Below are 22,466 nucleotides of genomic sequence, written 5' to 3' on the forward strand. Positions count from 1 at the left end.
ATAGCCTTCGCCGGCAAAGAAGTGAGGATCGAGCAGTTGGACTAAGAGAGAGAGTGTGTGAGCTTCTCCCCCTTAAAGGCCGGTGGACAACTCGAGCGAACTGGAATACATGCAGTTATTTTGGTGAAGACTTGCCTGGCTGCCGTAGTGAACTGGAAAATGTACAGTTATTTCGATCGTTTACGCCCATTTCTCGGTGTGATGGCAATTCACCTGCATATTTTCCAGTTATTTCAGCAAATTTCGCGTTTTTCCTGAATATAACTACATATTTTGAGGCTATTGAAAAAGTCTGCAAAGCGAGAAAGCGCCGGAGACAAGAGGTGGAGGAAGGCGCTCTACATCCATTAAAATCGTGTTGTATTTAAAATTTTTTTACGGTTACAACACGATTGTAAAGTCAACCGCTTCGCTTTCCGCACATTTCCCCCACCTCTTTTTGTAGTGCAAATCTCTCTTTTTGACTTATTCAACAACCTGATATTTTACAGTTAGTATATGGGGGACGAGCTTCCGTTGGCGTAATTCCGTCGCTCTGCTTGGAGTTCATCGCCGCCGTTCCAAAAGTAGCGCGCCAAGCCCTTTCGCATCGCGCGCAGCTCCCGGCGCCGGTGTTTTACTGCATGATTGCGGTCGATCGACCACATGGCGACTGCTTCCCGACACGATAACGGTCGCGCCTCACTCGCGCTTCGGCTTGAAGCCCACCGGAGGGACGCCCCAATATTTGCTGAACGCCTTGGAGAAATTTCCGGCATCCTTGAAGCCGCAACGGGAAGCGGTCTCGTATACCTTATGGCCCGCTTCGAGCAGCTTCTTGGCCCGCGTCATCCGGATCGTCATGACGTAGTCGGAATAGGCGGCTCCGGTTTCCTTCTTGAACAGGCGGCTCAAGTGAAACGGGTGCAGGGCGAATCGCTCGGCCATCGTATTCAGCGACAAGTCCTTGTCCGGCTCGCGCTCGACGATGGCGACCAGCTCGCGGACGACCGGATGCTTCGCCGCAGGGCGGCGCTCTTCGGTGTGCCGGACGAGCCGTCCTAGGAGCCGCAGCAGCAGCTCATACCCTTGCTCGGGCGATTGGAGCTGCGCCAGCGCGGCCGTCGTATCCGCCGCTCCGCCGAATACGTCTCCGGCATCCCATCCGCTCCGCTCCGCGTGCCGGACGATCAGGTGGCAAGCATTCATGACATGCAGCGGCCAGATCGCGCTCGACGACCCGGTCTTCATTTTCGCCCTCCACCATGCCGCGAGAGCCGGTTCCGCATTATGCAGCACGCCCGTGTCCAAAGCGGCGACGAACGCTTCATCCGTTCCGTCTTCTCCTCTTCCGACGCCGCCGTCGACCGGCACTGTTCCGGAGCGACTTACGGCGGCGGGAATGCGCTTCGGCGGATGCACGATTTCGACGTACACTTCCGATTCCCCGGATCCGGCCTCTTCCACATGCAGTCTCACCGTTCCCGCAAGCCGGTCGTATCGCCAGCCGCGGAACGGATCCGCTTTGATCCTCCTAGTCTGATCCGGACGGCGCTGTCCGCCCACCCGGACAGCCGCGGGCTTGCCCTCCATATGGACGATCAGCTCGTAGCTGCGGTTGCGGACCATACCGGCATAAGCCCCCTCGCGTCGCGAAATGCGCACGGTCGTCGTCTCGCGGTTCGCCTCGCATAGCATTCTCGTTCGGGCGAAACCTCCGTCCAAATAGTCGAAGGTGGCTCCGTCGTCCTCGTATAGCACAAACTCGCCGAGCGGGCCGGGGTAAATATCCAGAGTAAGCGTCTCTACCCGCAATTGGCCGATATAGTCCATCGACGGCCACATCGGAACGATCGCTCCGGCGCGTACGAACAGAGGGCCGCCCGCTCCCGGGGGAGCGGTGTAGGCGATCCACTGCGGACCGCTGTAGCGCTCCCCGGTCCAGTAGTCGTACCAGTTCCCTTCCGGCAAATATACTTGATCGGTATACACGGCAACCAGCAAGGAATCCCCCAGCATGTATTGCCGGCTCAATTCTCGGCAATTCCGGTCATCGGGATACAGGAGAGGCATGGCGCGGGTAATCGGCATCCCGGTACGGGCGGCTGCATGCGCCGCCGAATACAGGTAGGGAATGAGACGATAGCGCAGCCGGGCATACCGCTGGAACAGCTCCTGCAGCGGCTGCTCCAGAAAATCCGGATGATGGAAATGATCCTGGCTGTGGATCCGCGACCATGCGAGCAAAAAATCGGAATGAATGCCCTCGCGGGTAATCAGGTGCATATTCGTCGACGCGTTGGCATGACCGGACAGCCCGTAATTCAATACGGCCGCGATCGCATGTCTGGCGTTATAAAACGTGCCCGCCGTACTGGCGACAAACTGCTGCATGCCCAAATAGCCTTTTTCCATATGAATGACCGGCCGCTTGTTCGTCTGCCGGCGGAAGCCGAGATGCATCTGCTTGCCGAGCAAAACCGGATACAGATGGTGAAGCTCCGCGCTCGTCATGCCGTTGCCCCATATCCGGTCCGGATGGCTGAACATCGGGTTTTTCATGCTGAGAACGAAGGCGGATATGCCGTCATCGACAAACTTGCGCAAATGATCGTACCACGCCTCCTCGGGTTCTTCGCACTCCCCGTCCGTTTTGTCCGCGGCCAACCGTTCCTCTAGCAAGGTCAGATCGTAATCGCAGCCCAGGGTCAGGCTGAGCTTGAAGCCCTGCTTCTGCAAGATGCCGATAAACGAGACTTGACGGAGAAGATCGTTCGTGCTCGTCGGGAACCGTTCCGGATGCCAGCGCTTGGCGGTCGAATAGTCGTTGACCGTCTCCATCCAATCCGCGCTCAGGCCGATCAGGTCGCAGGGCGTTCCGGACCGGCGAAATTTGATCGCGTCGTCGAGCACATCCCTGGCGCTCGACTTTACACGCGGGCAGAAGTTCAGACCGTACATCCAGATCGGCAACAGCTGCGGCTTTCCCGCAACGTCCGTATACGCTTCGAGCAGTTGGGCGTAGCCGGTTCCGACGAATAGAAACAGATCCAGCTCGCCCGACGGCCCTTCTATACTCAGAATGTCATCGGTCGCGGCGCCGATGTCGAACGTATGCCGCCACGTCGTATTCACCATGACGGCCCATCCCCCGGAGCTCATCAGAAAAGGAATGGGGGCGCTCGCCCACAAATCCTGCTCCGCCCACATCGGCACGCGCAAGCCGCGCCGATCCAACTGCTCGGGAACGACGTTGCCGAGTCCGTACAAGGACTCGTCGGCATTCAGCGAGAAGCGCGCTCCGAACCCCCCCGCCGAGCCGGACCAGGGCGGACAGCACGTGCGAAGCCGCTCCCTTCCGTCCGGACCGTACAGACGCAGCTGCCCGTCGTTCCCGTCGATTTGCAGCGTTGCCCGCCCGGCCCGTATAGTCGTGACGTCACCGCATACAACTGAGAGGCTCTCGTCTACCGACTCGGTGATAGCGTTTACAATTCGATACCGGATCAGCGGCGACTCCGGGAAAAGCCCCGTATCATTCATCCGAATCCGAAAGGTGCCGGAAGCGACTGCATCCGCCACGATCCATCCCCCGTTCTCCAACGAAATCCGGGCATCCGTCACTCTGTCCATCTCCACGCCCCCTTGGCGTTTTCCATTGCTTCCATCATAACATGCCGGCCAGAAAAATGTTATCGAATCACATGAAATAGCGATGCCAAATCAGTTATCAATTCACATCCGTTCGTTATGAAATACCATATACGAGACATCTCCGCATCTTCTATACTTGGCTTACCGCGGTATAAAGATATCGATTACCATTGCGGGGTCTTGAAAGGAAGGGAAGAAAAGGAGGGAGCGAGCCCAATGCTGCAAGATTGGGAGCAATTTCGAATCGGCATTCATGATGTAAAAGACCAGTTGAAGGATTACGTGTACGGCCATTCTTTGAAAGCGTTTGCGGATGGAGATCAAGCGCGCGATGCGGTGGCAAATACGGAGCAGCTGGAAGCCCGCCGACGGCATATGCGCGAGCTGCTGCTGGCCGGAATCGGCGGCCTTCCGACCCGGGATACGCCGCTTCGCCCGGTCACGACCGGAATTGCGGAGCGAGACGGCTACCGCATCGAGAAGGTTATTTTTCAATCCATGCCCAGCGTGTACGTGACCGCTCACTTGTATATTCCGGACGGCCGCGTATCGCCGGGCGGAGCGGTACTGTTCGTATGCGGCCACGGGCCGGAAGGCAAGCTGTACCCGAGCTACCAGAACGTATGCCAATGTCTCGTGCGCGCCGGACTCGTCGTGCTGGCCATCGACCCGATGGGACAGGGCGAGCGGCTTGGCTATCTCGACCGCGGAGACGACCGGCCGTTCGCGCGGCGGGTAGCGGAGCACGAGCATGCGGGCGTGCAGTGCTGGCCGCTCGGAGACGGACTGGCGCGCTATTTCATCCACGATATCGTGCGGGCCGTCGATTATTTGAGCTCCCGTCCCGAGGTCGATCCGGCCAAAATCGGCATGACGGGCAGCTCCGGGGGAGGCACGCAAACGGCGCTAGCGATGATCTGCGAGCCGCGGATCGTCGCCGCCGCTCCCGGGACGTTCATCATGAACCGGGAATCGTATTTATTCGCCGGACAGGCGCAGGACGCGGAGCAAATATGGCCGAACATGTCGGCTTGCGGCTTCGACCATGAAGATATATTGCTCGCCATGGCCCCGCGCCCGGTCATGGTGCTCGCCGTCACCGGCGACATCTTCCCGATCGAAGGCACGCGCAGGACGGTAGAGCGAAGCAAACGGTTCTGGGACATGTACGGCTGCGGCGACCGGTTGCAGCTCGCGGAGGACGAGTCGCCGCACATGTACACGATCCCGCTGGCCCGGGCGGCCGCCTCGTTCTTCTCTCTCCATCTGCTCGGCCAACCGATCGAGGTGAATACCGACGGACTCGTCACGGAGGAAGGAAGCGACGTATGGTGCACGGCGAGCGGGCAAATTGTCGACGATTATCCGGACGCGCGGAAAGTGTACCACGAGAACGGCGAGCGGCTGGCTCGACTGGAGCTGGCCCGCGAAGCATTGCCCGAAGCGGAGCGGCAGGCGAAGGCGCTCGCCTGGCTCGGCGGCCGGATACGCGATCCGCGCCCCGTCTGCGACCTGAACCCACGCCATCAGCGGATCGGCTCGTGGCAAGGACTGACCGTGCAGAGCAGCATCTGGTGGTCGCAGCCCGGCTTGTTCGGCCACGGCTTCCTGTTCGCCGCCGCGAACCCGGGCCCGGCGAAACGTCCGCTGACGATCGCGCTATGGGAGGATGGCACGACACGGCTGCAAGCGCACGAAGACTGGATACGCGGCCGCTGCGCCGCCGGGGAGGCCGTTCTCGTATTGGACGTCGTCGGCAGCGGAGCGCTCGCACCGAATGCGATCAACGGCAAGCCGCTGCGCGGCGTATTCGGCACCTTGCACAAGCTGAATATGGATTTGCTGTGGCTTGGCGACAGTCTGGCCGCCTTGCGCGCCTACGATGTGCTGCGTGCCGTCGAGTTTGCCCGCCGCCTGAACGACGTAGACGCGGCGAGAATCCGCCTGTATGCCGAGGGGCGTTTCGGCGTATACGCGGAATGGGCCCATGCGCTGCTTGAGGCGGATACCGTACCGCTGGAGATCGCACAGGAATGGGAATCCGTCGCCTCGTGGGTTCGCTCGGAGTACTACGACAATACCGGCATCGGCGAATACGTGTTGCCCGGCTTGCTGCGGCATTGCGATTTGCCGGACTTGCGGGGATGGCGGAAATAAGAACCATATTCAATCAGGGGGGAATCACGATGCTTGCCAAAAAAATGTCCGGAATCGCTCTATGCCTCGCGCTCGCTGCAGCGGTTACGACCGCCTGCGGCCGGGGAGACGCGGCCCCGCAACCAAACGCGGGGACCGAAGACGCCGCGCGGGAAGCGGCGAAGAAAGCGGCGGAAGGTCCCGCGGAGATCGTCTTTTACACGTCCAACGGGGACTCCGAAGAAAACTTCAACCGGCTGTACGGCGACGCGCTGCGCAAAAAGTTTCCGCAATACACGATCAAGTACATTTTGAGCGGCGCCAAGGGCCAGTCGCTGGAGACGCTGCTCGCTTCCAAAACCCGGTTCGACGTCTTCATGCAAGGTCCGGGATTTTTCGAATCTCAAGCGTATCCGGCCAGCATCCAGTACGATATGACGGCTCTGATCAAAACGCATCAACTCGATTTAAGCCGTCTGGACCAGGCGTCCGTGGAATACGTCAAGCAAAGCTCGGAGGGCAAAGCTTATTTTCTGCCCATTCAACTGGAAGGCATGGTGCTTTACTACAACAAGTCATTGTTCGACAAATTCGGCGTCCCTTACCCTACCGACGGCATGACCTGGGAGCAGATGTGGGACAAGGCGAAGCTGCTGACGCGCAAGGAAGGCGGGGTGCAATATTTCGGCTTCGGCACGAACTCGAGCACGATCCAGGGCATGAACCCGCTCTCCATTCCGCTCGCCGATCCGAAGACGGATACGCCCACGATCAACAAGGATGAGCGGTGGAAACGGTTCTATGACTATTTCTACGAGCAGCCGAACAAATTGCCGGGCTATCAGGATGCGATTCAGGCGATCAAAGGCTTCCCTACGCTCGATATGTTCGTCAAGGACCAGACGGTAGCGATATTCGCCTATCAGTCCGGGCTGATCAACGTCTGGGAGGAGCAGCTGAAGGCCTTGAACTGGGATATCGTCGCGCTGCCGCCAATGCCCGGACAGCCGGGAGTAGGCAGCATGGCGACGCCGAAGCTGTTCGGGATTACGTCCATGGCCAAGGACAAGGACGCGGCGATGATCGCCATCCAGTATTTGCTGTCCGACGAGCACCAGAAAGAGCTGGCGCGCAAGGGCATCACGCCGATCGTCACGACCGATGCGGTCAAGAAGGAGCTGGGCAAGGACTCCGTATACAAGGACCGCAACTGGAATGCGCTCATGCATTACAAGTTCGCCCCGCTTGCCCTCAGACCGGCTTATTACTCGCAGCTCAATGCGATTTACCAGAAGCATTTCAAAGCGGCCTCCCTCGGGCAGACCGATCTGAACAGCGCGCTGCGCGCCGCCGAGGAAGAATCGGTCAAAGCGATCGCCGAGTTCAAGAACAAATAAACGAGAACGAATTGCCAACAAGCAGTATAACCGGAATAAAGGTTGATCGATCTCGATTTCGAGATTAAGGCGGATCAAGACCGGGTCGAACTCGGAGCAACGAAAGAGGCCGGCCCGCTCGGAATCCGGGTCGCCGAGTCGATGAGGGCGGAAAATGGCGGCACGATCGTCAACGCTTTCGGCTCTGTCGGGGAGGGAGAAGGAATGCTGGGGGCAACGGGCGCCATGGTGCGATTATTATGGCGAAGCGGGGGGCATAACGCTTGGCATCGCCGCCTTCGATTATCCGGAGAACGAAGATTTCCTTTCCCGACCTATTGGCAAGTTCGCGATTTCGGCCTGCTGGGCGCGAATAACTTATATTTTTCCGGAGGCAATGTTCCGTAAAGGTCAATCGATCCATTACAGGCACCGCTTCTATTTTCACGAAGGCGATACGTCCACGAGCAAAGTCTCCGACAAGTATCGAGATTATATTCACCCGCCCGAGTATCGCTGGTCATCTCCTGGACGGAAATCTCTCCTATCGCGCCGTAATCCGAGCAATGCTCCGGACACGGCCTTTTCTTTTCCGATTTTACGACTTATTTGCAAATATATGTTACCATCGAAGCAAGACTGCGGTAAACCGGTCAGGGGGCGCTTGAATTGGCCAACGGGAGCGAAATCAGAGGTCGAAGACAGTATGCGCTTCAACGCGAGTTTTGTATCGACAAATTGTATACGTTTCACTACTACGAGCTGTCCAAAAGCTTTTATACGAAAGGGGAAAAGCACGATTTCTGGGAATTGGTCTACGTGGACAAAGGGAAGCTCGAAGTGTTTACGGACGACCGGCATTTCGTGATGACGCAGGGCGATATGACTTTGTATCACCCGAACTTGCATCACAAGGTCAGTGTCGAGCAGGCCACCAACCTGATGATCGTTTCCTTCGATATGACGGCGACGTGCATGTCGGCTTTGGTCAATCAGACCTTTCGTTTGACCCGGGAGGAGCGCTTTATACTGACGGAGATGCTGAAGGAAGGCTATGAAGCGTTCGACCCGCCGATCACTACATTATTCCAAATGTATTTGGGCAAAAGGGGGCAGTCGGCGTTCGGCTGCGAGCATCTCATCATGACCTATCTGGAGATGATGATCATCAAGCTGCTTCGCCGGGTGCAGTCGATCGAGGCGGGGGCCGATTCCATACCGCTGATCATGAATATGAATCCGACCGGACAAGGCTTGCTCGGCAATATAAAGTCCTACATGAAAAGCAACGTTTCGGAAAACTTGTCACTGGACAGCATCAGCGAGAAGTTCTACATTAGCAAAACTCGCTTGAAAACGCTGTTCAAAGAAGACGTGGGCATCGGGGTTATGCAATATTACAATCATTTGAAAATCGAGGAAGCAAAAACGATGATCCGCGAGGAAGCATACACGTACACGGAGATTGCCGAACGGCTCGGATACAGCAGCTCCCACTATTTCTTCAACACGTTCAAGAAGGCGACGGGAATGACCCCGACCGAATATGCCCAAACCGTACACTCGAAGATACGACGGCATGCCGAAGCGGTAAAGTAGCCGTATATGCGGATGGAACGGCAGAAGCCAAGACCGGTGCAAGTCTTGGCTTCTGCCTATTCGGGATCGGATCACAATAAATGAACGCCCTCGACCCGAATGTTGTACTGTCCGGAGACGGTTCCGTTCAACACGGTTTCCGCTTGCAGGATGGAGCCGGCCGGAACATAAGCAGCCGCGTTCAGAGCCGTGGCTGCCCCCGGCGCGGCCCGCATGCTAACGAGTTGTGCCGGATTGCCGACCCATCCGACCGAAAAGTCGGGAGTGCCTCCCGCAGGAGCCGCCGTCGGGGTGACGATGATTTTTCCGACGATCATGCCCCGGTATGGCGACTGATCGAACGTGTGAAACTGCCCGGACTCGACGTTCAAGGTCAAACCGCAGCTTAACGGATAGATCGCGTTGCTCAGCGTGTCGATTACGGCATTGTTCGAATAATACGCCGGGCTGGCAACGCGAAACTCCGGGCTGATCACGGTGTTGTTCCCGGATATGATAATCGCGGAGTGCATGGCGGCCGGGATCGATTTCACGACGGTCATTTTGCCTATCGTACAATTATGGCCTTTGACCAAAATGCCGGTCAGCTTATCCACTCCGGCATGATCCCCTCTTGCGACCAGTGTCAAATCGTCCACATAACAGTTGGTGGAGCCGGTCCACAACGCGACGGCGGAGCAGGCGGTATCCCCGTTCTGCAAAGGCCATGCCGTCAAGTTCATCCCCCAGCCGTCGACCGCAAGTCCCTTCACCGCCACTCGGGGCGTGCTGTTGAACGCCGCCGCATAGCGGGCCGCGCGGATGACCTGGTTGTCGATGAAATGCGCATTCATCCCGTGCTGGGTGCCGAATCCCGTTACGCAGTCGATAGCGGTGCAGCCGACGATCCGGTTCATCCACGTGCCGTCCCGCAGCTCTTCGGGAATGTTTGTCGACTGCTTGATCTGGAAAGAAGAATTGCCCGCCGTCCCCATATATTTTTCGGCGATGCAGCCGGAAATCTCGCATCCTACCGTACCGTTCATATCAAAGGCGTGTCCGGAATGATCGTAAACGTAACTGTGAAGCACCTTTTGCCCGGTCGTCTGCTCCCAGCTCCGATTCGTTACAATGTCGCCCGATTTGTAGCCGGGGCCGATCAGGACGAAGCCGAATTGGTAATGATCGAGCCGGCATTTGTCGAAGCCGCTGTTTTTGCTGCCGATCGACTCCCAAGCAAACGGCCTGTGCGTCACGCCGACGCCTTTGCCGCCGATGATCCAAGTGTCGTCGCATTCATAGAGGAGCACGGGCAAATCTTTGCCGTTCTCGACAATGAGGCCGGACAAGGTCATGTCCTTGCATCCGTTCAGCCGCAACGTGACGAGAATGCCCGCCCCGACGGCATCCTTCGCATCTTCGACCCGCATCCCTTGGATGGAGCCGCTGCAGTTGTCGAACACGGCGCTGTCCGCGTTATCGTGGACGAACACGAGCCCCGCTTCCGGACCAAATTCCGCGTCGATCGCCGCATCGGATACGGAAAACGGCCTGCATGGATAAGTGCCCGCGAATCGGACCGGAAATCCCGAAGCGAAAGCGAAGGCTACCCCGTCGGTAGGATCGGGGCCGACCGCTCCCAAGGCTTCGGCGCGGATTCTGCCCAAGACGATCGTTTCCCATCGCCCCGGCGTCCCGTCACCGCCAAACGGATCGTGCACCGCGCCACTTGACGGCTTCGCGCTGTCCGGCACCCAGCGCAAAAACTTTTCTCCGCCGTCCCCTGCCGCTCCATAACCGGCTATAAACACGATGCGCCCCGGCGTTCGAAGGTTCGGTGGCAAATCGAGCAGCTCCTCTACCGAATCCGCAACGAGAATAAGCTCGGGGAAGCCCGCGCCTCCGTTTCCTCCCGGGCCGTACATGTGATGGGTAACGGTTTCCATGAACGAGCTGGCTTGCGCCGGCCCGTCTCCTCCGGACAAGATGCCGCCTGCCGCCGCGGCGACGCCGGTCATTCCGATCGCGGCCAGCAGCTTGCGGCGCGTTATTCGGGAACTATCCGCCGACATAGATATTCCTCCCCCGTATTCGTAATGATTACCTTTTAGCCTCATCCAGCAATTTCTTCACTTCTTCCTCCGCTTCGCGAAGAGCGGTATTCATATCTTTCGAACCGGTAATCAACTGAAACGGAACATTATTCAGGACGTTCTGCACTTTCAGATTATATTTCGAATATGCAGGAAGGGCCGCGTAGTCGTTGTAATAGACCGCCTTCCAGTTTTTGTCCTTGTATTCGGATTCCTGTCCGTAGGCGTTTCTGACGGCTTCATCTTTAATGACCGGCATCATCCCCCTTTTGGAAAATTCGTCCTGATTTTGTCGGGATACGAGAAAACGAATGGCGTTCATCGCCGCTTCTTTCCGCTTCGAGATCGAGGTAATCGCCAATGTGAACGGGGCCGCGGCCATGCCGAGCTTCGGTTGTTCCTTGAACACCGGAAGCGAGACAAGGTCCCAATCGACATTTTTCATCTCCAGCGTAGTGAACGGGGTCTGCGAATTGTACACGAACATCGCCAAATCTTGACTGTTCGTGAAGTCTCTGATGTTGGGCAGACGTTTCAATTGAAACGACTTGCTCTTGTACGCTTCCTCGGCGCCCGGTGCCAGGAAATACGTTTGAATCAGCTTGCTCCACGCCTCATGCCCGAATGTCGGTTTATCCGTCGCAGGGTCGAGATAAGGCTGGGAGAGCTGATTGCCGCGAAACATGTGCGGAGGGGACGCGGAGAAGCCGAGAATTTGTTTGTCGTTGTCCTTGCGGGTAAGCTTGCGAGCCATCGCGGTCGTCTCCTCCCACGTCATGCCGTCGATCGGATAAGGGACGCCAAAGCGATTAAAAATCATTTTGTTGTAGAACATAACCTGAACCATGTTCGTTACCGGAAGCGCATACAACTTACCATTGCCGGAGAGGCGGATACCGTCAATCAAGGTAGGCTCGAATTGGCTTATATCGATTTGCTGCGTTTTGACCAGCTCCGCCATGTCGTATTCCAGCTTATTCTCCATGATCAATCCAAAAATATTGGAAATGGATGAGAATAAAACATCAACCGGCTGGTTTTGTACAAGCAGTTCTTCCAGCGTTTGCCCCTTTTTGGACTGAATGTACGTGATCGTATAGTTCGGAAATTTCTTCCTCAATGCGTTCCCGAACAAATTGTCGAACGCTTCGGGCGGATCTCCCGTGTTGGAGTGAAAGACGAGTTCGACCGGCTCGTCGTCCAGATTGGCCGCTTGCCTGCCTTGGCCGTCGGAGGCAGGCGGAATAGCAGGTTCGGTCGTGCCGGACGAGCCGCAGGCCGATAAGGCGATCGATGATGCCAAGACGGCCCAAGCGAATCGAAACGGCTGGAAGCGATGGGTGACACGGGTCATGGCGACCCCCTCCTTTTTCGTTATGGCGAGTTGCGCAACTCTTCTTGTAGCGTAAAGGAAAAGAAAGGAGATTACACTACGGAAAAGGACCGTATTTGTGCAATTTCAGTCCCGGTTCGCAAACGAACAAAAACAAAAACAAAAAGGCAAGCCTGCGCTTACGCGCAAGCCCGCCGCCAGATATTCGGCACTATTCGTTATCCCTTATGCAAAAGCCCGACCGGATTTATGGAGTGCGAGCGTCGTCCCGTAACAGAGCGGCTAACGGCAGCCCCCGATCCCTTATTTCCTTGATAACAAGCTTGGCTACCTCCGTCGCACCGTACTCATTAAAATGGGAATCGTCCTTCTTGCCGTCCGGATAATTAGAATGCTCGCCCGGCGCAAGCCACAGAAACAGCCTTCGCGTCCATTCCTGGCCCAGTCTTGCGAACAGCGCTTCGCTAGAGGCGTTCAAATCTACCACGGCAACGTCCAGTTCGCGGCTCAGTTGTTTAACCGCTTCGACATATTCGGGCAGCGTCCGTACGAGATGCCCTTTCCCGTCAAACAGACATTTGCCGACCGGCGTGAGCAGTACGGGGATAGCTCCATGCTTGCGGGCGGTCTCGACGTATCGGGTCAAATACTCCCCCCGCCAAATAAATGGTTCGCTGTACGCTCGTCATCGGCATCTCCCTCCCTCCTTATCCTTATCCTTATCCGTATTTGCAATTAAGCGGATGAATTTCCGAGATTACGACGCAATCCTTACGCGTTGGCGAAAAGGAATACGAAACAGGTTGCGCAACTCCTCTTGTAGCGTAACGGAAAAATAGCGAAATGACACTCGACAAAAAGTCCCCATTTGTATAATTTCAGTCCGGATTCCGCAGCCGTTCCTCGCTTTTTGCAAAAACCTAATGGAAACGCCTCCATTAGTTGCAACAACCCGTTAGCGAAAATAATAACGGAACGCTTTTCCGCTAAGATCCCGATTTCCGCGACGCTTCCGAGAATAGCGGCACAGAGCTCCGTTATCTCCACTTTTCGGTGTGAAAAATCTCGTAAACAGCGGAATAACGGAACGCTGTTCCGCTATTTTGTTGTCGCCACCGGTATTCAGGCAAATAACGTACTCGAGTTCCGCTATCTGGCACCTTCTGTCTTCTACCAGACTGCCATTTTCGAAGCGGACAAAACGGGAGTAGGCTCCCGCATTAGGAAAAAAGTTTATCGACGTGCTTCAAGGATGAGCGACCGCGATTTAGCGCAAGCTCCTTCTCGATAAACAAGTAGGAGCAGACGAGTCCGATCTCGGGGACGGCCCGCAAGGTATTCCAGACGTTCCGGATTCTTGTCAGGAGCTGGGCCAGAGCCAGCCTCTCGTCGTCAACTAGTATTGCACGCATGAAATGATCTCCACCCCGGTACAGCCGTTTTGCGGGATTTAGCGGTTCCCGTCTCCATTTATCATGCTTATTTCGCGCTGCCGTCGCGAAAAAAACAGCCACCGCCGGCTTAAATCCGCCGGCAGTGGCGCTCGTGCATGCAAAAATCAATCCGTCATGCCTTAATCAATCAGTTTCGTCGTTTGCAGCAATCTTCTCATCAACGCGGCCGCTTCCGCACGCGTCATGCTGTCCAGCGGCTTCAGCAGCTGTCCGTCGCTTCCTTCGACGAGTCCGACCGCAACCATCCGGGCCACGGCTTCTCTTGCCCATCCCGAAATGTTGGCGGCATCGCCGTAAGGCTCGAGCAGCGCTTCGATTTCCGCCCCGCTCAACGCATTTTGCGGCGAGACCAAGCTGTAGGCGCGAGAGATCATGGCGATGCCTTGCTCTCTCGTAATCCGTTGGTCGCCGCGGAACAGACTGTCCTCGTACCCGAGCACGATGCCGAACTCGCTTGCGATCGTTACCGCGTCATGATACCATGCAGCTTTCGTAACATCGCCAAACATGTTTTCGGTCACGTTTTGGCGCATCAAGCCCATTCCCAGTGCAACGATCGCCGCAAATTCGGAACGGTTCACGTTGCGGTCCGGCGAGAACGTATTGTTGCCCGTCCCGGCCAAATCGAGTCTCGCCGCAATGTCGTTCACGGCGGCTCTCGCCCAGTGGTTTCTGACGTCATCGAAATCTTGCGGGTTCCAGATGACGGAATAAGTACCGCTGCTGCGCAAATCGTTAATCATCGCATAATAGCGGCTATTGATTTTCGTTACGACTGTCGGGACGTGAAACATCGTTCCGTCCGGATTGACGATTACGCCTGTCGTGATCCGGTTCGGATCGATCCCGTCGGGCAGAGCGATATATCTTACGCCATACCCATTCAGTTCGCCCGCTCCGACTGTCTGGCCTTTGTAGCTGTAGCTCAGCTCCAGATCGACCGGGTCGACCAGCAGCTCATAACCTTGTCCTTTCGCCTTATCCTTGGCGGTGCCGATCAACGCGTCGGATGCCCGCTTGATCCCGACATGGACCTCGATATCGCCAAACGGTGCATTGTTCCATTTCTGAGAGGCCCCATTCAAGTCCATCTGGCCGCCCGGAACCGGATAAATCGCGAGATGATTGCCGACTTCGAGACTTGACCCGCTGTCCGCCAGGCGTTTCACCTGCGCAGCCGTCAAGCCGTTCACTCCGACATCGCCGTCATTCGGAACCCGGATGGAGAGCTGTTGTCCGTTGCTTTGCGATAAAATATCATTCAGCTTGGCCGGATCGATCTGAACGGTCGTTTGCGTGCGACCCGCAGTTTGTCCCGCCGTTCCTGTTGCAAACGGAGCTTCATTTCCGTTCACGTTGGTTGCAATATCCGCCGATTTGCCGGATCCCGTGCCGGTTCCGGTAGTTCCGCCATTTCCCCACACGGAGGAGCTTGCTCTTGTTACGGTAATCGTGTATTGACGGAATTTTCCATTGCGGTCCGTGACTTGAACGACGAATGTGTTGTCGCCGACGAACAGTCCGTAATAAATGCTCTTCGCTCCACTCGCAACCGGTGTAAAGCTTTCGCCTCGAACACTGATTTCAATAGTCGCATTCGGATCGAGCGCAACCGGCGTCCAGGATAGCTCGTTAACGCCGTTGGATACTCTCATCGTATAAGCGCCGGTGTCCGGATTGAACGCCGGTTCGAGGTTTCCGCTCGAAGGCGTTAGCGAGACGAGCTTGCTTGTCGTACGCATGATTTCGATCGTATAGTCGTTTTTGTTGCTTTCCGGATCCGTCACTTCCACCTTGACCGTATTGAGGCCTTCCTTAAGCGGAAGCTTGCTCCAATCGGCTTCGGCCGCCGGTTGTCCGTTCAAGGATACTTTGATCGTGCTGTTCGGGGTATGCGCCGTCGGCACGATACCGACTCCATATACCGCATTCGATACGACTCCCGCATAGTTCAGGCTTTGGTTCGGATCGAATGCCGGAGACAACGCGACCGGCTTGCCGCTGTCGGCCTCGAAGACAGTCAACGCCGAAAGCTTTGCTCCCCTTGCAACGATATTTTTGCGGGCCGCGTCCAAGGCATCCCGTGCCGCATCGACTTGCTGCTGCGTGGCGTTCGGGTCGTTCAGAACGGCCTCCGCTGCGGCAATCGCCTGCTTCAGCGCGGCCAAGCTTTCCGGCGTATAATCGGCATCCCGCAAGTTCTCGCCTTTAACCTCGTTTACTTTTGCAAGCAGAGCCGCTTTATTGGCCGCAGGTACCAGCGCCGCGATTGCCGCCTCGAGCGATGCCTTCGCCGCATCGACTTCGGTCTGGGTTGCGTTCGGCTTCACCAATACGGCCCGCGCGTCGGTCAATACGACTTGCAGCGCTTGCCAGCTGTTGGCCGTGTAGACGGCTGCCGTCACCCCGGATGCCTCAGCTTCTTTCGCACGTAATCCGCTCAAATCGACCAATGCGCCTCTTGCCGCTTCCAGCTTGGATAATGCTTGTCCGAGCTCGCTCTCGGAAGCCGGCGGCGTACGATTCACCAGCGCCTCGGCTTCAGCGAGCGCTCCGTTCAAAGCTTGCCAGCTGTCTGCCGTATAATCGCCCGGCTTCAAAACTTCGGTACTGATTTCACCTTTAACGGCATTTACTTTGTTTTGCAGACCGGGAAGCGTGCTGCCAAGTCCCGCTATGGCCGCTTCCAATGCCGCTTTGGCCGCATCGACTTCGGCTTGCGTCGCATTCGGGTCGTTCAGTACGGCATCGGCTACGGACATAGCCTGTTGAAGAGCCGCCCAGCTTTCCGGTGTATAGTTCGCTTCCGTAAAGCCTTTCACTTCATTTGCTCTCGCCAACAGCGCGGTTTTATCCGCTCCCGGCACCAATGCCGCCCTTGCCGCCTCAAGCTCCGCTTTCGCCGCATCGACTTCGGCCTGCGTCGCATTCGGATTGGACAATACCGCACGCGCATTGGTCAGCGCTTGCTGCAGCGCCTGCCAGCTGTCTGCCGTATATTGGCCGGCCTGCAAATTCTCGCCGACAATCGCCGCTTCTTTCGCGCGCAGCTGGCTCAAGTCTACCAATGTGCCTCTGGCCGCTTCCAGCTTGGCCAACGCTTGTCCCAGCTCGACCGCCGTCGCTTGTGGCGTGCGGGCAAGCAGAGCTTTCGCTTCATCCAATGCCCCGGTCAGCGCTTGCCAGCTGCCTGCCGTATAATCGCCCGGTTTCAGGCTGCCGAGCGTAATTTCGTTTTGAACCTCGTCCGACTTCGCTTTTAGCTTGTCGGCTCCGGTACTCAGTCCTGCACGCGCGGCTTCCAAAGCGGCCAATGCGGCATCGACTTGCTCTTGTGTCGAGCCCGGATTGTTCAATACCGCTTCGGCGTTTGCAAGCGCATTTTGCAGTACAGCCCAGCTGTCAGGCGTGTAGTTCGCTTCTTTCAAGCTTTTGACTTCGTTTATTTTCGCCTTCAGCAAATTCTTGTACACTTTGGCGAAAGTGAATGTGGAGCCGTTAGCCAGCATGCTGCTGTCGATCGTAACTTGATCCGCTGCATCCAGCTTCATGCCCGTATTCGCTCCATCGATGACGAGATAGTACAGAACTGCCGGATTCTCTGCTGTCGTATTCAGCTTCAAAGTGATGTTCTTGTCCTGCCATTTCGTTTTCTCGACTTTAAATACGCGGTTCAACTGCTTCAGCGTATGACCCGGGATCTCCAGTACACTTTCTTCGTACTTGGCTATCGCCCCATTGTCGCTGAAAGTGAAGAAAGACATATCCGCATCGATCGTGTTCGCATTAAGCGGGTTGGTCAGCTGGATCGCATCGCCCAAGGCGATCGTGACGAGCGCTTCCTTATCCTGCGACTTCGATTGCTTTTGCAGCAACTCGCTGCCGTCGTCCCGGCCGATGCCGGTAATCCGGTTGCCGAAGCCGGCGTTATTGCCCGCCGTCCACATCGTATCGCTGCCGTTGCTTGCCACATAGTTCGACTTCCCGCCATTCAGCGTCATGCCGTACTTCAGCGCCAAATAACTTTCGACCCGCTGCTTCTCGAGCGGAGTATTGCTCGCCGGGAACAGCACGATTTCGGCGATATCCCCTTTATAATGAGACCAGTTGTTCGGACTTCCTCCGCCGAACGTACCTCCTATTACAGGAGTGAAATCGATTTTGTTAAACGAATTGTCTCCCGCAACGGTTTGGGCCGTTCCGTTCAATTTGCCTTGTGCAGCAATGTCTGCGGCAGCGTCGAACGATGCCATATAATAGCGGGAAGCGTCCTTGAAGGCGAAACCGCGATACTTGCTGTTCCCCCCGTTGCCGATATACGTTTTGCTGCCCCACTTCGTAAAGATGCCTACCCCGTAACCGCCCGCGCGAGGCGCCGCCGATCCGACGATCGTCCCGTCCTGCTGCTTGTATACGGCATATCCGTCCTGATACGCAATCGGCGTATCGCCCTTTAAGTACTCGTTCGGATTTTGACTTGGCGTGGTCGTATTGTGCAACGTCACGGCCGGATTGAAGTTGACTGCGTCCGCTTTAAAGGCAGGTGCGCCGTTTACGGTAAATTGGTTCGTACCCGTCTGATCGGTCCAGCCGGTAAGCTGTCCCGCTCCGTCAGCCGCAGCGTCTTTATCCGCCTTGATCCACAAGGAAGCGCCGTTTACGCCGCCCGGAGCTTTCGATTGCACGTTGGTCCGCGCGAATGTGAAGTAGCTGCCATCGGCCAGATCGGAGCTGTTGATCGTTGCTTTTCCGTCAACGAGCTGTGCCGTTTTCAACGTCCCGGTAAAGCCGGAGTCGCCGCCGATGATGACATAATTCAGTTGACCGGCTTGCGTGCCGTCGAGCTGCAAGGTGACATTGCCATCGTTCCAGTTCGTTTTGTCTACCTTGAACGTGCGCGCCATCCGTGTCAGGTTCGTACTGGCGATAAACGCGCTATATGCCGCATCTCCGCCGTCATCGCTGAACGTCAGGAACGAGCGGTCGTTCGTAATGGTGTTGTCCGGATACGCTTCATTGGAGGCTTTGATTTCATTGCCTGCGGCAATGGTCACGAGCGCCCCGCTTTCCTGCGACTTGGATTGTTTTTGCTCCAAGCCGCTCGCAGTATCTTTGCCGATACCGGTAATGCGCTTGCCGTATCCGGCGTTCTTCGCAGCCGTCCACATGTTTGTTCCGGTCGTACCGTTGAAGTTGCTGGCTACGTAATCCGTCGCGCCGTCGTTCAGCGTCAAGCCGTACTTGAGCGCCAAGTAACTTTCGATCCGGCTCCGTTCATCCGCCGTTGCCGCGCTGTTCAATACGATGACTTCCGCAATATTGCCTCTGAGATAGTTTTCTACTGTCGCATCAACCTTGCGGTTTCCGATTTGAGGAATACCTGTCATAGCGGCGCCTGTTGAACCTGTCCCCGCACTCAGACCATTCTTCCGCATCGTATTAGGGAACGAGGCCGTCCAAAGTCCGTACTCCCCATTCTCTGGCGCACCTGCTTGCAAATAAGTTCCATTGCCGTTACCCGCATACAGACTGCCGCCGATTGAATCAAAGAAATAACTCCCGTAGCCGTCGCCGGCAAGATCGGTCGGCGCTATAGCGGCTCCCCGATTGGTGTCTTTCGCGCCATTCCATGCCGTAACCGTGTAGGCCTCGACCATCGTAACGTTTTGATCGCCCACAAGGCGGGCATTGCCGTTGAAAGCAACCACGGGGTAAAAATTGACGCCCGCCGTCAGATAGCTCGGCTTTCCGGGCAATGCTCCATCGACAGTAAATACGGCATCGCCGGCCTTGTTCGACCAACCCGTAAGCTCGGAACCGTTCCCGGCAGGAACCGCATCCTTCGCTTTCAGCCAAATGACCGGCTTGTTGGTTACGCCGCCGGGAGCTAGGGTAGGTGCTTGTACTTTGGCGAATGTAAAGTATCCATTCGGCAGCACGACGTTGTCGGCTACAAAAGCGTCGCCGCTTTCTTGAACCGCGATTGCCGCAGCGGTTGCAAAGCCCGCATCGCTGCCGACAAGCAGCTTGATCTCGCTCGCCGTCGTTCCGGCCGGAAACGCGCTCTTCGCGATGCTAAACTGGACCGCGCCGACATTGTTCGTGTTCTGTACTTTCCAGACGCGCTCGGCAGGCTTCCAATAGCTGCTGTCCGCGATTTGGATCGTTTGGCCGAACGTTGTCAGCGTCTTGCCGTTGTCGCCCCAGATCAAATACTGCTTGTCCATCGGGAACGACGCCGCATTGTCGGAATTGGTCGCCGCGATGGCGTTCAAGCCGACCGTAACTTGCTGCCCGCTGTTCGTGCTGTGGCTTTGCCGTTGGTTCAGCAAGCCGGTGTCATCGCGGCCGATACCGGCGATATTGTTTTTGTACGCCGAGTTGGCCGCTGCGTCCCATACGACGCCAGTGCCGTCGGAAGCGATGTAATTGCTGAGCTGGCCTTGCGCTTGATCGATCATGTATCCGTATTTGAGTGCCAAATAAGTGCTTATGCGTTGACGCTCGCTGTCGGTGAGAACGCGGTTGTACACCATTACATCCCCGATTGCGCCTTGCCAATTCTCGCTCAAGCTGCCTACGATCGCTCCGACCCTTGCGCTGGAGCCGCTAGTATTCCATGTAGTCATCTGCGAGCTGTCCAACAGCCCCATCCTGCTGTACAAACTTGCCAGTTTGCCTCCCGCGTTTCCTTCCCACATTCCGAACAGCTCGTTCGGGATACCTTGCTTCCAGAACCCGTCAGGACTTGCGTAAGGTGCGCCATACCCGCTCAACGCTCCTTTGGTGCCCAGCTGCATCATGCCCATCATACTATTCGGAGAACCGGTGCCCCACGAAATCAAATATTTATTGGCACTTGCTGCCGCCGTTTGCCCTACGGCTACGATCGTCCTCGGAGTCGTTCCTTGCGGCAGCTTGTTTCCTTGAAGATCCAAGTATTCGTTGGCGCCGTCGAACTTGACAACCGGGTTGAAATTCACATTGTTCGCCGCATTGTTGTAATATACAGGCTGATTGCCGTTCACGGCCTGGACCGCATGGTTGTCCGTGCCGCTCAAATCTTTCCACTCGGCTACGGCCCCGCCGTTCGCGACGGTTGCGCCAACCGATGCGGGGTTGAGCCACAATAGAAGACCGCTCGCCACTCCGCCGGGAGCCTGGACAGGCGCTTCTTCCTTGGCGAACGTAAAGTAGCTGGTTGCACTCAGGTCGCCACTGTTAATAGTAACTTGACCCGTGGCAGAAAGCTGGTATTTGGCGCTGGAGCTGTCAAAAGTACCATTGCCGCTGACCAGCAAGTGGGTTGCACCTGCCGGGGCCGCAGCGCCCAGTTGGAACGTAATCTGTTTGCCCGCCCAATTGCCCGTCTTGGTTGCTTTGAACACCCGATCCATACGTTTGATATTCGTACCGGCTACGGCTGTTTGGTATGCGGTGCTACTGCTGTTGCCGTTATCGCCGAAGATCAGATAATCTCCATTGTCGATAATGCCTGACGCAATACCTTGGTTGGACGTTTGAATGGCATTGCCCGCCGCAATCGTCACAAGCGCTCCCGTATCCTGGGACTTGGACTGTCTTTGATTCAGCGTGCTTCCGGAATCTCGACCGATACCGGTAATCCGATTTTTATAGTCGGTATTGGAGGCAGCGGACCAAACCGTCGTTCCATTGCTGTCCACGTAGTCCGATCCGCCGCCATTCAAGGTTAAGCCGTATTTCAGCGCCAGATAGCTTTGGATCTGGTTCCGATTGGAAGCGGTGCTGCCGGAGAAGACGATAACTTCCGCCAGCTCTCCATTGTAGTTATAGTAATTTCTACCGCTGGATCCCTCTTTCGTTCCGCCGATCAATGGCGTAAAGGAGAATGTCGAATAGTCGGGATCGGGTAAATTCCGTTTGTCTCCTGTCACTGTCACCGTATCCGTGGTCCCGCTGGCATCATATTCAACCAATTGATAACGGGATGACTCCGCAGCGGGATAACTTACGGCTTTAAATTGACCATTGATGTGGCCCAGATAAAGCCCATTGCTGTCTACCGCAAATAAGGCGGCACCATGCCCGCTACTCCGGGTGGTGGAACCTACGACCGCCCCGCTATTTCCTGAGTCGGCTTTAAAAACCGCATACGCATCCGCATAGGTTATCTGCCCATTGCCGAGCAAATATTGACTCAGTTGACTGATCGCATTTCCCGTATTGGTAAACGTCACAACCGGATTAAAGTTAGTTCCGGCGACTTTGTACCCCGGACCTCCATATACGTCAAATTGGACCGTTCCCGCCTGATTGTCCCACTTCTCCACACCGGGTCCTGCACCATAAGTCGCTGTGGTAACACCTTCATCCGCTTTCAGCCAGAACTCGGCGTTGCTTGCCCACGTCGGAAGGGGACCGCCAGGAGCAGCGGCAGCCTCGCGCGGCGCTACTACGTTGGATAAGCTCCCGGCTGCCATCGTAAGGACCAGCATCTTAGAGAGCTTTTTCTTCCAGCTCCTTTTTATGTCTGCCATTGCCATTCTTTCCATCCTCCAGTTTCTTTGCAATTCCTTCTCGCATTGTATATGGAACGGTTTTCCTTGCCTGCAACTTCCGATTGTCAGTCCAAACGGCTGCTCATACCTGTATACTCCTTTCATCGCTTGTACACTCAAAATCTTTCATTGGACGACAAAATCGGCAGATGTCTACTTCCCGCAGTTACAAGAAAGTATAGCAAGGGCACCTATACGAAACATATACAGGCTACTCGGCCTGGCGATGCATAGCTTCAACCGTTGCCATCGCTCCCCTGGACCGAAATGGTTGCCGCCCTGCGAAGAGCCCGCCGGTAAGTGTGATAGTGATTTCTGCAATA

General features: G+C 56.3%; 9 protein-coding genes and 2 pseudogenes. 5 read left to right on the plus strand and 6 right to left on the minus strand.

The annotated features are described in order from the left end of the window. Positions 1–681: 681 nt before the first annotated feature. Positions 682–3,612 (minus strand): TIM-barrel domain-containing protein, encoded by a 2,931-nt coding sequence (locus FE784_RS14880; RefSeq protein WP_139602999.1) that lies wholly within the window; start codon positions 3,610–3,612, stop codon positions 682–684. 237 nt (positions 3,613–3,849) lie between these two features. Between FE784_RS14880 and FE784_RS14885 the strand changes: the two genes are divergently transcribed. The 5 genes and pseudogenes from FE784_RS14885 to FE784_RS14900 all read left to right on the plus strand — a co-directional run bounded on the left by FE784_RS14885 (position 3,850) and on the right by FE784_RS14900 (position 8,744). After that, positions 3,850–5,790 carry an alpha/beta hydrolase family protein gene (locus FE784_RS14885; RefSeq protein ID WP_176706226.1) on the plus strand — a complete coding sequence of 647 codons (1,941 nt, stop codon included), beginning with the start codon at positions 3,850–3,852 and terminating at the stop codon, positions 5,788–5,790. A gap of 29 nt (positions 5,791–5,819) precedes the next feature. Then, the gene (locus tag FE784_RS14890) at positions 5,820–7,166 is read left to right on the plus strand and encodes an ABC transporter substrate-binding protein (RefSeq protein WP_176706227.1); all 1,347 of its coding nucleotides are present in this window, start codon (positions 5,820–5,822) and stop codon (positions 7,164–7,166) included. A gap of 42 nt (positions 7,167–7,208) precedes the next feature. After that, positions 7,209–7,331: pseudogene (locus tag FE784_RS42840) on the plus strand (hypothetical protein); the annotation flags it as partial. Continuing rightward, positions 7,321–7,566 (plus strand): annotated as a pseudogene (locus FE784_RS42845) (DUF6807 family protein); the annotation flags it as partial. The pseudogenes FE784_RS42840 and FE784_RS42845, both read left to right, overlap by 11 nt. 248 nt (positions 7,567–7,814) lie before the next feature. After that, positions 7,815–8,744, plus strand: a complete 930-nt coding sequence (locus tag FE784_RS14900; protein WP_139603003.1) for an AraC family transcriptional regulator — start codon at positions 7,815–7,817, stop codon at positions 8,742–8,744. 71 nt (positions 8,745–8,815) lie between these two features. Here FE784_RS14900 and FE784_RS14905 read toward each other — a convergent pair whose 3' ends face one another. The 5 genes from FE784_RS14905 to FE784_RS14925 form a co-directional block, all read right to left on the minus strand. Further along, entirely contained in the window at positions 8,816–10,795 is a 1,980-nt protein-coding gene (locus FE784_RS14905) for a hypothetical protein (RefSeq protein ID WP_139603004.1), read from the minus strand. Positions 10,796–10,823: 28 nt separating this feature from the next. Next, positions 10,824–12,170 carry an ABC transporter substrate-binding protein gene (locus FE784_RS14910; protein WP_139603005.1) on the minus strand — a complete coding sequence of 449 codons (1,347 nt, stop codon included), beginning with the start codon at positions 12,168–12,170 and terminating at the stop codon, positions 10,824–10,826. A gap of 226 nt (positions 12,171–12,396) precedes the next feature. Then, complete coding sequence (locus FE784_RS14915; RefSeq protein WP_139603006.1) at positions 12,397–12,795, minus strand: SGNH/GDSL hydrolase family protein; 399 nt, start codon at positions 12,793–12,795, stop codon at positions 12,397–12,399. A 574-nt stretch (positions 12,796–13,369) separates the two neighbouring features. Continuing rightward, positions 13,370–13,561 carry a hypothetical protein gene (locus FE784_RS14920; RefSeq protein ID WP_139603007.1) on the minus strand — a complete coding sequence of 64 codons (192 nt, stop codon included), beginning with the start codon at positions 13,559–13,561 and terminating at the stop codon, positions 13,370–13,372. 161 nt (positions 13,562–13,722) lie between these two features. Beyond that, complete coding sequence (locus tag FE784_RS14925; RefSeq protein ID WP_176706228.1) at positions 13,723–22,128, minus strand: DUF8202 domain-containing protein; 8,406 nt, start codon at positions 22,126–22,128, stop codon at positions 13,723–13,725. Between the last annotated feature and the right edge of the window lie 338 nt (positions 22,129–22,466).

The organism is Paenibacillus hemerocallicola, assembly GCF_006265175.1.
Classification (GTDB): domain Bacteria; phylum Bacillota; class Bacilli; order Paenibacillales; family NBRC-103111; genus Paenibacillus_AB; species Paenibacillus_AB hemerocallicola.